General features: G+C 36.0%; 15 protein-coding genes. 8 read left to right on the forward strand and 7 right to left on the reverse strand.

What is annotated here, in order from left to right; translation table 11 throughout:
• Positions 1–121: 121 nt before the first annotated feature.
• The 3 genes from R2Q70_RS06195 to R2Q70_RS06205 all read right to left on the reverse strand — a co-directional run bounded on the left by R2Q70_RS06195 (position 122) and on the right by R2Q70_RS06205 (position 997).
• Positions 122–319 (reverse strand): hypothetical protein, encoded by a 198-nt coding sequence (locus tag R2Q70_RS06195; RefSeq protein ID WP_316806767.1) that lies wholly within the window; start codon positions 317–319, stop codon positions 122–124.
• A gap of 141 nt (positions 320–460) precedes the next feature.
• A complete protein-coding gene (locus R2Q70_RS06200; RefSeq protein WP_265799246.1) occupies positions 461–658 on the reverse strand; it encodes a hypothetical protein in 198 nt (65 codons plus the stop codon).
• Positions 659–799: 141 nt separating this feature from the next.
• A complete protein-coding gene (locus R2Q70_RS06205; protein WP_010601862.1) occupies positions 800–997 on the reverse strand; it encodes a hypothetical protein in 198 nt (65 codons plus the stop codon).
• Positions 998–1,203: 206 nt separating this feature from the next.
• On the opposite strand from R2Q70_RS06205, the gene R2Q70_RS06210 reads away from it, so the two are divergent.
• The 4 genes from R2Q70_RS06210 (at position 1,204) to R2Q70_RS06225 (ending at position 4,076) form a co-directional block, all read left to right on the forward strand.
• Positions 1,204–1,770, forward strand: a complete 567-nt coding sequence (locus R2Q70_RS06210) for a sigma-70 family RNA polymerase sigma factor (protein ID WP_316806768.1) — start codon at positions 1,204–1,206, stop codon at positions 1,768–1,770.
• Between the two features lie 8 nt (positions 1,771–1,778).
• Complete coding sequence (locus R2Q70_RS06215; RefSeq protein ID WP_316806769.1) at positions 1,779–2,876, forward strand: S1C family serine protease; 1,098 nt, start codon at positions 1,779–1,781, stop codon at positions 2,874–2,876.
• 158 nt (positions 2,877–3,034) lie between these two features.
• Positions 3,035–3,670 carry a peroxiredoxin gene (locus tag R2Q70_RS06220; protein ID WP_316806770.1) on the forward strand — a complete coding sequence of 212 codons (636 nt, stop codon included), beginning with the start codon at positions 3,035–3,037 and terminating at the stop codon, positions 3,668–3,670.
• Positions 3,671–3,878: 208 nt separating this feature from the next.
• The gene (locus tag R2Q70_RS06225; protein WP_010601866.1) at positions 3,879–4,076 is read left to right on the forward strand and encodes a cold-shock protein; all 198 of its coding nucleotides are present in this window, start codon (positions 3,879–3,881) and stop codon (positions 4,074–4,076) included.
• A gap of 62 nt (positions 4,077–4,138) precedes the next feature.
• Here the strand turns inward: R2Q70_RS06225 and R2Q70_RS06230 are convergent, their stop codons facing one another.
• The 4 genes from R2Q70_RS06230 to R2Q70_RS06245 are packed head-to-tail and all read right to left on the reverse strand — an operon-like array spanning position 4,139 to position 7,773.
• Positions 4,139–5,323: a THUMP-like domain-containing protein gene (locus R2Q70_RS06230; RefSeq protein ID WP_316806771.1), complete on the reverse strand. Its 1,185-nt coding sequence runs from the start codon at positions 5,321–5,323 to the stop codon at positions 4,139–4,141.
• An 11-nt stretch (positions 5,324–5,334) separates the two neighbouring features.
• A complete protein-coding gene (locus R2Q70_RS06235; RefSeq protein WP_316806772.1) occupies positions 5,335–6,603 on the reverse strand; it encodes an aspartate kinase in 1,269 nt (422 codons plus the stop codon).
• Positions 6,604–6,606: 3 nt separating this feature from the next.
• Positions 6,607–7,074 carry a GNAT family N-acetyltransferase gene (locus R2Q70_RS06240; protein ID WP_316806773.1) on the reverse strand — a complete coding sequence of 156 codons (468 nt, stop codon included), beginning with the start codon at positions 7,072–7,074 and terminating at the stop codon, positions 6,607–6,609.
• Positions 7,075–7,773 (reverse strand): YggS family pyridoxal phosphate-dependent enzyme, encoded by a 699-nt coding sequence (locus R2Q70_RS06245; RefSeq protein WP_316806774.1) that lies wholly within the window; start codon positions 7,771–7,773, stop codon positions 7,075–7,077. It lies immediately after the preceding gene.
• Positions 7,774–7,843: 70 nt separating this feature from the next.
• On the opposite strand from R2Q70_RS06245, the gene R2Q70_RS06250 reads away from it, so the two are divergent.
• The 4 genes from R2Q70_RS06250 (at position 7,844) to R2Q70_RS06265 (ending at position 12,361) form a co-directional block, all read left to right on the forward strand.
• Complete coding sequence (locus R2Q70_RS06250) at positions 7,844–8,401, forward strand: DUF4296 domain-containing protein (RefSeq protein ID WP_316806775.1); 558 nt, start codon at positions 7,844–7,846, stop codon at positions 8,399–8,401.
• A gap of 1 nt (position 8,402) precedes the next feature.
• Complete coding sequence (locus tag R2Q70_RS06255) at positions 8,403–10,781, forward strand: endonuclease MutS2 (protein WP_316806776.1); 2,379 nt, start codon at positions 8,403–8,405, stop codon at positions 10,779–10,781.
• Positions 10,782–11,246: 465 nt separating this feature from the next.
• Positions 11,247–11,948: a CoA transferase subunit A gene (locus R2Q70_RS06260; RefSeq protein WP_316806777.1), complete on the forward strand. Its 702-nt coding sequence runs from the start codon at positions 11,247–11,249 to the stop codon at positions 11,946–11,948.
• Between the two features lie 50 nt (positions 11,949–11,998).
• Positions 11,999–12,361 (forward strand): four helix bundle protein, encoded by a 363-nt coding sequence (locus R2Q70_RS06265; protein ID WP_316806778.1) that lies wholly within the window; start codon positions 11,999–12,001, stop codon positions 12,359–12,361.
• Positions 12,362–12,378 lie beyond the last annotated feature (17 nt).

Raw genomic sequence — 12,378 nt, forward strand, 5'->3', positions numbered from 1 at the left:
ATTTAGACGTTTTAAATCAGATAAATTTTAAAGCAGTAGGGGAGATCGAAAACTTATAAAGCAAAATAACAAAAAAAGGCTCCAGAATTTCTGAAGCCTTTAAATATTGTTCTAAATCTAATTAGTTTTTTACAACAGTAGTGTCAGTTTTAACAACTGTATCAGCAACAGTAGTATCAGTTTTAACAGTTGTATCAGCAGTGATTGTAGTATCAGCGCCTAAAGTATCAGTACTTTCGCCTTTTTTCTCTGAGTTACAAGCAGCAACTGATAAAGATAAAGCGATAGCTAAAAAGCCTAATTTGAATGCATTTTTCATTTTAATTTTGTTTTAGGTGTTTAATTAATTTAACCTTTATACTGAAAAATTGAAAAGGTAACCCAATAAATTATTTAAAAATAAAAAAGCCTCAATTTTATTAAAATCAAGGCTTTTTATATATTTCTATTAAACTAGAAACTAGTGTTTAACAACAGTAGTATCAGTTTTAACAACTGTATCAGCAACAGTAGTATCAGCTTTAACAGTAGTATCAGCAGTGATTGTAGTATCAGCACCTAAAGTATCTGCACCTTCAGCTTTTTTTTCTGAGTTACAAGCAACAACTGATAAAGATAAAGCGATAGCTAAGAAGCCTAATTTGAATGCATTTTTCATTTTGAAATTTCGTTTTAGTGATTAATTAATTTACCCTTAATACAGGAAACCTGAAAAGGTAACCCGAAAAAATAAAAAAAAATAAAAAAAGCCTCAATCCTGCTGGAATGAAGCTTTTTTATATTTTAATTAAGCTATTGACTAGTGTTTAACAACAGTAGTATCAGTTTTAACAACTGTATCAGCAACAGTAGTATCAGCTTTAACAGTAGTATCAGCAGTGATAGTAGTATCAGCACCTAAAGTATCTGTACCTTCAGCTTTTTTTTCTGAGTTACAAGCAACAACTGATAAAGATAAAGCTAAAGCTAAAAAGCCTAATTTGAATGCATTTTTCATTTTTGAATTTTTTTAAGTAATTAATTTTCTTGTTAATGCCGCAAAGGTAAAAAGGTAACCCGACTATTTTCGAAAAAATAAAAATATTTTTTTTTAGTGCTTTTTGGGTTACCGATTTGATTGAGATTGTATTAAACATTCATAGCGGCTATAAATAATTTTTTATCTAATATTGGGTTACTATTTTTAGAAAAACGTATTAACGAGTGAATAACAGTTTAAAGAGTTCAGTTCCAACAGATAGAGAAGTTATTTTAGGTATACTAAATAACTCAGAAGATACGCTTAACAAGTTATACAAGGCATATTATGCAATGGTTTTGCAGTTCATCCTAAATAACAATGGAGATGAAGATGATGCAAAAGATGTTTACCAGGAAGCGATAATAGTTTTATATAACAAGATTAAAGAGGGGAATTTTGAACTAAGTAGTAAGCTCAAAACGTATATTTATTCAGTTTGTCGGCGAATTTGGCTTAAGAAATTAAGTCAGAATAGTAAGAAAGCCGGTAACATTACGGATTACGAAGATGTGCTTATTGTGGAAGAGGATGTTGAGGAACATGAGCAGAAGGATTTACAATTCGTTAAGATGCAATCTGCTTTAGATCATCTGGGCGAGCCCTGTAAAACCATTATTCAGGATTTTTATATCCACAATTTGTCCATGCAGGATATTTGCGAAAAGTTTGGTTATACCAATACCGATAATGCAAAAACACAAAAATACAAGTGCCTGCAGCGGTTAAAGAAAATATTTTTTCAACCATAATAATTGAAATGAGAAACGATTTGGAGTTAGATGCAATTATTGAAGATTATCTTTTAGGTAAACTTAATCCACAGGAAACTGAAGCTTTTGAAACTTTGCGCCGTAATGATGCGTCTGTAGATCATAAAGTAGTTTCGCATAAATTCTTTTTAGAATCTATGGAAATGTTTGCAGCGCAATCGCGTTTGAAAGATCAGTTAAATAGTATTCATGCTGAAATTGATGTTGAAACGTTAGCTTCTGCATTGAGGCCTCATCCATCTAAAGTGGTGCAATTATGGCGTAAGCACAAATCTGCCATCGCAGTAGCCGCTTCATTTTTGGTGTTATCGCTGGTTTCTGTTTACTCTATCCAACACAATAGCAAACAGAAAGAACAATTGGTTTTATTGAGCAATCAGGTTAACAAGGCAATTAAAACTCAGAATAGTCTAATCAGAAAAATTAATAATTCAGTAACTCCTGCAGGAAAACCTGTTGTGCAAAATAGTATTGGTGGTACCGGTTTCGCAATTTCCACAAACGGATATATTTTAACCAACTATCATATTATCAACGGTGCCGATTCTCTTTATGTTCAGAATAGCAAAGGGGAATCGTTCAAAGTTAAAGCCACTTATACCGATCCGCAAAACGATATCGCAATTTTAAAAATCAGCGATAAAAATTTTGCTAATTTATCTTCTATACCTTATACCATCAAACGTAATACGAGTAGTATTGGCGAAATGGTATACACTTTAGGTTATCCGAAAGATGATGCAGTATTGGGCGAAGGTTACGTGAGTTCTAAAAATGGTTTTGTGGGCGATACCACCCAATATCAGGTAGCTATTGCAGTTAACCCTGGTAATAGTGGCGGACCTGTTCTTGATAATGATGGTAACCTGGTTGGTATCATCAGCGGAAAACCAGATCAGACTGAAGGTGCTGCATTTGCGGTTAAATCTAAATATATTTTAGAAGCAATGAGAGCGATACCGCAGGACTCTTTAGGCAGGAACAAACTTTCAGCCAATAAAAAAAGTGGCTTATCTGGTTTAAAACGCACAAAACAGATTGAAAAAATACAAGATTATGTATTTATGATTAAGGCTTTCAATTAATTTACCCAAACAAATTAATATTCTTGAAACCCTGTTGATTAACCTCTTCAGGGTTTTTTGTTGTGAAAACAATTTCATGGCATAAAAATTATATTATGCCTATGTATTTAGTATAGTATTGTTTAGATTTGCTTATATCAACTTAAAAATAGAATATTATGAGTATAAGACTAGGCGATACCGCACCTAATTTTCAGGCAAACACATCCATTGGAGAAATAGATTTTTATGATTATCTGGGCGATAGCTGGGGTGTTTTGTTTTCGCACCCTGCAGATTATACCCCTGTGTGTACTACAGAACTTGGACGTACAGCCGCACTGAAAGACGAATTTGAAAAGCGCAATGTGAAAGTGCTGGCAATAAGTGTTGATACTGCCGAATCGCACAAGGGCTGGATCAACGACATCAACGAGACACAAAATACTTCGGTTGAATTTCCGATTATTGCTGACCCTGAAAAAACGGTGGCGAACCTTTACGATATGATTCATCCAAACGCTTCCGAAACATTAACAGTTAGATCACTTTTTGTCATCAGTCCTGACAAAAAAGTAAAGTTAATCATCACTTACCCAGCCTCCACAGGAAGAAACTTTAATGAAGTGTTAAGGGTGATCGATTCGTTACAACTAACAGCTAACTATAGCGTGGCCACGCCAGCAGATTGGCAGGATGGCGAGGATGTAATTGTCGTAAATAGTATTAAAACAGAAGATATACCCGCTAAATTTCCAAAAGGGCACCAGGTAATTAAGCCATATTTGCGTACAACACCTCAACCCAATAAATAATCAATTCATTTCGCAAAACTTTCGCAACTTTGTTGTTGAATTATGGAAAAAGGATTGCATTATATGCGTAAATTATTATATTTGATAGTTTTGTTTCAATATTAACGCTTAATCTGATTGTTTAATTAGCCTAGATAATAAAACGATTGATTAAAATGCTGATCAAAGCGTAAAAGTTTATTTATTTTATACAATTTTTTTATTTTTTATGGCAACCGGAAAAGTTAAATGGTTTAACACTCAAAAAGGTTTTGGATTTATTGTTCAGGAAGACAATAAAGACTTATTTGTACATTTTAAAGACGTATTAGGTGGAATTGATAGCCTAAAAGAAAACGATGCAGTCGAATTTGAAGTAGCTGAAGGCAGAAAAGGTTTACAGGCCGTAAACGTTAAGAAAGTTTAGCAATAATTATACAAGTTTTATCATCCCTACATCAGGCCTTTCTATGGAAAGGCTTTTTGCATTTAATAGTATTGTATGATTGTAGCTTGTAAAATAATATTGTTGCCGGCATTATCTTTTGCAAAAATTAAAAACTGATCGTCGGATGGCTTTATTTTGTATTTTTTGGCTAATTCTTCAGGTTTTGCAGGATAGTTTCTCACAATTATATTTCCCTTCAAATTTTGCATTTTCTTCAACTCAGCAGAGGTTAATATAGCTTGCACTTTAAATACTCTGCCAGCAAACGCTGTATTTAATTCTTTTGAACAATATAAATGTGTTTGCGGGTGTAATTTCTGTAGTCCGTATCTCGATCCGATTAAGTTAAAAGCTCCAGATTTCAGCAAAGCTGCATCTGGTTCGTATAAATAGTCAGCAGTAGAAATGCTTTCAGCGTAGTTTGCAGGTACATCTACTTCATCTTGTTGAAATACAAACTGTTTTTGCGAATCATTTATGGTTACTGCTATAAACTTTGTTGTGCCCTTAAAATCACGATCTATAACCCAAAGTAATTCTTTACATTCGTTTTTCAAGCTAACGATATGAACCTCACTTACGTTTTTCAATTCTGAAAATCCGGCTTTTATATCGAGCAAAGGAGCGGTTTTAATTATAATTCGGTTAGCTTTTGTTAAAAGCATATCGAGATTTGCAGCTACATCTGGCATACAATCTTTAAGCATAAACACTTTGCCAGTTTCAGATCGCCTTGCCGGATCGACGAAAATTGTATCGAAATTTTCGGAGCTTGAACTGAGGTATGCTATTCCATTAACTGGAAGAAAATTTATATTGTCAATCCCTAAAACGGCTGCATTATACTTGGCAATACCAGATAAATCTTCATTTATTTCGCAATGCGTTACAGTTTTCGCCTTTTTAGCAAAATAGTAAGCATCAACGCCAAAGCCACCGGTAATGTCAATCAGCGAATCTCCTTTCGCTAATTTTGATTTATACTTCGCAGTAATTTCCGAAGAAGTTTGTTCAATAGATAATGTTGGCGGATAATAAATTTCACTCGCATTAAACCAGGTAGGGAGTTTCTTTTGAGATTTTTTTTTCGAACCAATTTGTGTCACAATTTCTGCAGATGAAATGCCATCGAACGGGCTTTTAGCCAAAGCAATTTGTGCTACATCAGTATTCAGATTCGAATCGATATATTTTTGTACATCCTTGGCTAAAATTTTTTTATTCATCTACGGCAACACTAGGCGATTTTATTTTTCATTACCATCTGGCAGGTATGTCTGCTTTTTACTTCTAGCAAAATTTCTTTGTCAACGCTAACACGATCGATGGTATTTTGATTATAATACCTGATCGTTACGAGTTCTAATCCTTTATTATATTTTATGGTAAATTCTGTTGAAAGATCATTAATTAACTTTTCAATTTGAACAGGGCGATCATCAACACTCACCGAAAAGCTGATGGCAGAGTTCAACATGGTGTTAATTTTGATGTTGTGTTTATGAAAGAGCTCAAAAATTTTACTCAAATTTTCTTCAATAATAAAGGAATAATCTTTCGGGAAAATTGATATCAATGCCTGGTTAACTTTAAAAATAAAGGAGGGGACAGGGAGTGGATTATTATCCTTCGTAATGGCTGTGCCAGATCCCTCTGGTTGGATAAAAGACCGCACAAATAATGGAATTCCCTTATTTTGTAAAGGTTTAATCGTTTTTGGATGGATCACAGTTGCGCCGTAATAAGTCAGCTCAATGGCATCATGATAAGATAACTGCGCAATTTTCTCTGTTTCATCAAACCATTTCGGGTCGGCATTTAACACACCGGGAACATCTTTCCAAATGGTTAACGCAGCTGCATCCAAACAAGATGCAAATATTGCTGCTGAATAATCAGAGCCCTCTCTACCTAAAGTTGTGGTATAATTCTCACTCGTTCCACCTATAAAACCTTGTGTAACGATAATATTTTCCTGAAGAAGTGGAACCAGGTCTCGCTGGATGATCTGACTGCTCTTTGGCCAATCTACTTTGCCTTCTTTATAAGTGTTATCCGTTTGAATGAAGTTTCTGGCATCAACCCACAATGATTTGTTACCAGTTTCGTTCAGCCAGGCAGCTACAATTTTCGTTGATACCACTTCACCAATCGAAACAATCTGGTCATAAATATAATCAACATCATTGTCCGGTTCATCTTCAATTAACCAATCAATTTCTACGAAGGTATTGGCCACATCATCATAAACGGGGTTTGTTTTTCCCTCAAAAAGGGAATCGATAATCTGAAAATGAAAATCTTTAATTTCATCAAAAATGGCATGAGCTTCATCACTTTGTGAAAGGTAGGCGTGAGTCAAATCTTCCAGTCTGTTCGTAATTTTTCCCATGGCAGAAATCACAACTAACAGATCACCATTTTTATAATCGCGAACAATGTTGGCCAGATTTTTAACACCAGCGGCATCTTTAACAGATGCGCCACCAAACTTGAAAATATCCATATATTAAAATGCCTTTACTTGTTCTTGCGAGAGTGCTGCGTTTAACCAACCACTTTCTAAATGTGCTTTATATTTATTGTAAAAATTGATTGCTGGCTGGTTCCAGTCGAGCACCTGCCAAACCATTCCTGTATACTTTTCGTTTTTTGCTTCTTCGATTACCTGCTCAAAAAGTACTTTTCCAATTCCTTTGCCACGCATTTGCTCTGTAACAATAAAATCTTCCAGATACAATCTGCATCCTTTCCAGGTAGAATATCTGGTGTAAAACAAAGCGAAGCCTACAATTTGCTTATCGACTTCTGCTACAAAAGCCTTCCACACCGGATTTTGCCCAAAACCCGCTTCAATAAAATGATTTAAATCTACCGTAACCTCTTCAGGAGCTTTCTCGTAAACGGCCAGTTCATTAATTAACTCTAATATCCTTGGGCAGTCATCTGCCTTTGCTATCCTGATATCTAAATTCATCTAATTTGCCGAAAGGTTTTTAAAGTGTTTGATTATTCTTTTTCCAAAGATGCTACTGCCAATGCGTACCATCGTGCTTCCTTCTTCAATAGCAATTTTGTAATCGGCGCTCATACCGGTTGATATCTCTGTAAAACTATCTTCCTTGCGGAAAAAGCTGGCCTTTATGCCATCGAAAAATACTTTGAGTTCATGAAATTCAATAGTGATTTGTTTTTCATTCTTAGTATTGGTAGCGATACCCATTAAGCCGATAATTCTAACATTTTTCATTTCCTGAAATTCATCCGACCTAAGAATTTCGATCACTTCATCATAACCTAAACCAAATTTGGTATCTTCATCAGCAATATACACCTGTAAAAGGCAATCGATTACGCGTTTATTTTTTAGAGCCTGCTTATTAATCTCCTGCAAAAGTTTCAGGCTATCAACACCATGTATCAGTTTCACAAAAGGGGCAATGTATTTTACTTTGTTGGTTTGCAGGTGCCCGATTAAGTGCCATTCAATATCTTTAGGAAGTTTGTCTTCCTTCTCGACCATTTCCTGCACATGGTTTTCTCCAAAAATACGTTGTCCCGCGTCGTAAGCTTCCTGGATCGCTTCTTCTGTTTGTGTTTTTGAAACCGCAATCAGTTTAACTCCATCAGATTCTACTTCGCTTTTATATCGCTTAAGATTATCAGCTATGCTCATTTATAACTATTTTTGGGTAAAATTAACAACCTTGCCGCAATTTGGGCAAAAAAATAATGTTTAATTAAAAATGAAGAGAATAGTTTGGGCGTTTGTACTGGTGGTTTTAGGCTTTGGATGTAAAACGAAAGTACCCGAGGGCATTATAGATCGGGAGAGGATGGAAGGAATTTTATTCGATATTCATTTAGTTGATGGCTATTTGTCTTCCATTTATGTTCAGGATTCTGCCCGGAAAGTAGGTGCCTCCTATTACACTGGGATCTATAAAAAATATGATACCGATTCTGCCCAGTACGCCAAAAGCTTAATTTATTATAACCACAATCCGGAAGTACTTAAAGAAATGTATACTGCTATTTCGGGCAAAATTGAAAAACAAAAAATAGGTCTTAAAAAAGCAGATTCTCTGTGGCAAAAGAAAAATTTCAGGGCAGATTCACTTAAAATTATTAAAACTTTTAAAGCAGATTCGCTTGCGCTCGTAAAGAAATCGAAAACCGATTCCGTTTCGAAGGCGAGGACCGCTACACAAATTAAAAAGAAAAAGGCAAAAGCTGATTCATTGATTAACACCAAAAGAAGTAATGTTAACCTAAAAATTGCTTCGCCCACATTAGTACAATAATATGTTATATCCCGAAAATTGTTTAGAACGTTTAGGATTTGTAGAGATAAGAGCGTTGATTAGCAAACATTGCTTAAGCCCAATGGGGCAGGCAATGGTGCAAAAAATGCAGGTGATGAATCGTTTTGATCAAATCGACAAATTTTTACGACAAACCAACGAATTTAAGAGTATCCTGCAAAACCAGGAGCCGCTACAAATTAATTCATTTTTTGATATTAAATCTCTGGTAGAAAAAATCAGAGTAGAAGGAACTTACCTGCAGGAAGAGGAGTGGTTTCAGGTTTACACTTCTCTCCAAACTGTTTTTTCGGTGCTCCGGTTTTTTGAGGAGCGGGCTGAGGTGTATCCAACACTGGAAGCTTTATTTGAACATTTGCCAATCGAAAAAAATATCCTTCGCAAAATAGAAACAGTTATTGATCCGAAAGGCAAAATCAAACCAAACGCTTCGAAAGAGTTGCAGGAAATTACTTCGGCAATTTCTAAAACCGAGCAAGATGTTCGTAAGCGGATGGATTCCATCTACAAACAAGCCATTGCAAATAATTGGGTGGCTGATGGAAGTTTAACTATTCGCGATGGGCGGATGTGTATTCCCGTTCTGGCTGAAAATAAAAGGAAGTTGAAAGGTTTTGTTCATGATGAATCAGCAACTGGTCAAACCGTTTACATTGAGCCAGAGGAAGTTTTTACGCTGAACAATAAACTCCGTGATTTAGAATTTGATAAACGAAGAGAAATAATCAAAATTTTAATTGCCTTAACTGATGACCTGAGGCCATATTCACCGCTTTTACTTTCTTATCACGGCTTTCTAACAAAATTAGATTTTGTTCGGGCAAAAGCATTATTTGCTTTGGATATTGAGGCAGAAATGCCTGGCCTACTTAAAGAGCCGAAAACGAAATTGATTAATGCCCGGCATCCATTACTGGCAATTTCTTTCGCTTCAGAAAAGAAAACAGTTACACCTTTGAACATCCATATTGATGCTGAAACCCGGGTGGTATTGGTTTCTGGTCCCAATGCAGGAGGTAAATCGGTATGTATGAAAACGGTAGGTTTACTGCAGATCATGTTACAGACAGGCTTGTTAATCCCAGTTGATGCGAATAGCGAAGTAGGAATATTCGAAAATATTTTTGCCGATATCGGGGATGATCAATCTATTGAAAGTGATTTAAGTACTTACAGTGCGCACCTGAAAAAGATGCGTTATTTTGTGGAACACGCGTCGCCGAAGACGATGGTATTAATCGATGAATTTGGTACGGGAACCGATCCACAATTTGGTGGGCCAATGGCTGAGGCTGTTTTGGAAGTTTTAAACAATAAAAAGGTTCGCGGCGTAATCACTACTCACTACTCTAATTTAAAGTTGTTTGCCGGCAATACTCCTGGCTTGGAAAATGCGTCGATGCTATTTGATAACACTAAAATGAAGCCGCTTTATATTCTGGAAATGGGCAAACCTGGAAGTTCTTATGCATTCGAAATTGCCCAAAACATTGGTTTGCCTAAAGAAGTTATTCAACTGGCAAAGGAGAAGACGGGCTCAAATCAGAATCGTGTAGATACGATGTTGGTTGATCTTGAACGGGAAAAGAAAACGATTTACGATGCCAAAGTAAGTTTAGCGAATCAACAGAATAAGGCCAAAAACCTGGTTGAAGAAAATGAAAAACTTAGGGCATTTCTGGATGAAAACAGAAGGGTTTTAATCAAAGAAGCCAAACAAGAGGCACAGAATATTATCAAAAATGCCAACAAACTGGTTGAAAATACCATTGCTGAAATTAAAGAGAAGCAGGCTGATAAAATCGTAACCAAAGAACTCCGCCAGAATTTACAGCGTGAATTGGTGAAAAATACCGTTCCTAAAGAGCGTCCAAAACCCGTTCAGGTTGTTGTTGGAAGTGAAATTGCCGTTGGCGATTGGGTGAAATTTACAGATAGTGAAACTACCGGACAGGTATTGGAGATTAATCGCAATGAGCTGGTTTTAGCCATAGGTGATTTACGATCGAATGTAAAGAAAACCCGTGTTCAGAAAATTAGCAACAAAGAAGCGAAAAAGGTTATTCAAAGTAGTGGAGGTTCTTTTGCAGGCAGGATGAACGATGCCGTTTCTGGTTTCAGGGCCGAACTCGATCTTCGTGGCAAACGTACAGAAGATGCTTTATTCGAAGTAGAAAAATATCTCGATAAAGCCATTATGTTAGGATTTCCTTCCATCAAAATTATTCACGGCAAGGGAGATGGCATTTTACGTAAAATGATCAGGGAGTATTTACGAAAATATAGTCAGGTAAATAGGATGGAAGATGAGCATGCTGATAGAGGCGGGGATGGAATCACTTATGTTTATCTAAACTAATAACAACTATAGTACTATAAATTTTATGGTGCTATAGTCACTATGATTATAGATAAAGTGAATAGCGAATCCCAGAAAATTGGTATCGACAGGCTAACAAACTCGTATTGAATGTGGTTGAAGTATCTTTAATCGTAGAAATGATGCAGGATGAGGATTACTAAGTCAGGGCTACTTTTTCTTATTTCCCGGGCATTTATTGCAACGCTTCCCCTTCTTAAATTTTTCACAGCATTTTTTGTGTTCAGCAGTGCAGCTGAAAATATATCCCATGCCCTTCTGAAATTCAGGATCGGTTGGAATAATAAATGTTTTGTCGTCTCTCTCGTAAATCATTGCATTACAAAGGTAAGCGTTGTTTAGAACAATTCCAATTAAATAACACTCCCTGGAGATTTACCAACTAAATCTACCAGAAATTTGAAGGCAATTGTTAAATTAGCAAACTAACCAATAATTCATAAAATGATAAATAAGGTGGTATCAGGCGCTGAAGAGGCGATCAGCGATATTTCAGATGGGGCAACCCTAATGCTTGGAGGATTTGGGCTTTGCGGTATTCCAGAAAACTGCATAAATGCTTTGGTAACTAAAGGTGTGAAGCATTTAACCTGCATTTCTAACAACGCAGGGGTAGATGATTTCGGTATCGGGTTGATGTTGAAACAACGTCAGGTTAAAAAAATGATTTCCTCTTACGTTGGTGAAAATGCTGAGTTTGAGCGCCAGCTATTGAGTGGAGAACTTGAGGTTGACTTAATCCCTCAGGGAACTTTAGCCACCAGGTGCCTGGCCGCAGGATATGGTATGCCTGCAATTTTTACTCCAGCTGGCGTAGGAACGGAAGTTGCCGAAGGAAAAGAAGTTAGGAATTTCGATGGAAAAGATTATTTAATGGAATATGCCTTTGATGCTGATTTCGCCATTGTAAAAGCCTGGAAAGGCGACACGGCCGGAAATTTGATTTTTCGTTCTACCAGCAGGAATTTCAATCCGGTGATGGCCATGGCTGGTAAAATTACCATCGCTGAAGTGGAAGAATTAGTCGAGGCCGGAGAATTGGATCCGGATTATATCCATACGCCAGGGATTTACGTTCATCGCATTTTCCAAGGTAAGGATTATGAAAAGCGAATTGAGCAGCGGACAGTTAGAAAATTTGATTAGTGAATTTGATAATTAGCTATTTTGAAATTCCACGCATAATTTAATTATATATGGATGATGAAAAAATTAATAACAACCTAATTGTCAAGTTGAGTTTTGAGTTTGCTTTACAAATTTTGAAATACACCGAGGTTTTAGAGGAGCGGCGGAAATTTGTTTTGTCAAATCAATTATTGAAATCAGGCACAAGCATAGGAGCTAATATTTGGGAAGCTCAAAATGCTGAGTGCAAAGCCGATTTTATACATAAGATGAAGATTTCAACAAAAGAGGGTGAAGAAACCAAATATTGGCTTTTATTATGTAAACATTCGAATCAGTATCCAAATAGTGATGATTTACTCGAAAAATTAGAGATTTTACAAAAGATATTGAATAAAATCATCTCTACATCGAAACGAGTAATTAGCTAATTGACTAATTATCAAAT

The sequence above is a fragment of the Pedobacter agri genome (genome assembly GCF_032678665.1).
Taxonomy (GTDB): Bacteria; Bacteroidota; Bacteroidia; order Sphingobacteriales; family Sphingobacteriaceae; genus Pedobacter; species Pedobacter agri_A.

Coding starts and splice junctions, on each gene's coding strand:
- R2Q70_RS06240 (WP_316806773.1), bottom strand. CDS start 7,074: ATGAATTTAGATATCAGGATAGCAAAGGCAGATGACTGCCCAAGGATA.
- R2Q70_RS06235 (WP_316806772.1), bottom strand. CDS start 6,603: ATGGATATTTTCAAGTTTGGTGGCGCATCTGTTAAAGATGCCGCTGGT.
- R2Q70_RS06220 (WP_316806770.1), top strand. CDS start 3,035: ATGAGTATAAGACTAGGCGATACCGCACCTAATTTTCAGGCAAACACA.
- R2Q70_RS06245 (WP_316806774.1), bottom strand. CDS start 7,773: ATGAGCATAGCTGATAATCTTAAGCGATATAAAAGCGAAGTAGAATCT.
- R2Q70_RS06265 (WP_316806778.1), top strand. CDS start 11,999: ATGGATGATGAAAAAATTAATAACAACCTAATTGTCAAGTTGAGTTTT.
- R2Q70_RS06230 (WP_316806771.1), bottom strand. CDS start 5,323: ATGAATAAAAAAATTTTAGCCAAGGATGTACAAAAATATATCGATTCG.
- R2Q70_RS06195 (WP_316806767.1), bottom strand. CDS start 319: ATGAAAAATGCATTCAAATTAGGCTTTTTAGCTATCGCTTTATCTTTA.
- R2Q70_RS06255 (WP_316806776.1), top strand. CDS start 8,403: ATGTTATATCCCGAAAATTGTTTAGAACGTTTAGGATTTGTAGAGATA.
- R2Q70_RS06260 (WP_316806777.1), top strand. CDS start 11,247: ATGATAAATAAGGTGGTATCAGGCGCTGAAGAGGCGATCAGCGATATT.
- R2Q70_RS06215 (WP_316806769.1), top strand. CDS start 1,779: ATGAGAAACGATTTGGAGTTAGATGCAATTATTGAAGATTATCTTTTA.
- R2Q70_RS06250 (WP_316806775.1), top strand. CDS start 7,844: ATGAAGAGAATAGTTTGGGCGTTTGTACTGGTGGTTTTAGGCTTTGGA.
- R2Q70_RS06225 (WP_010601866.1), top strand. CDS start 3,879: ATGGCAACCGGAAAAGTTAAATGGTTTAACACTCAAAAAGGTTTTGGA.
- R2Q70_RS06200 (WP_265799246.1), bottom strand. CDS start 658: ATGAAAAATGCATTCAAATTAGGCTTCTTAGCTATCGCTTTATCTTTA.
- R2Q70_RS06205 (WP_010601862.1), bottom strand. CDS start 997: ATGAAAAATGCATTCAAATTAGGCTTTTTAGCTTTAGCTTTATCTTTA.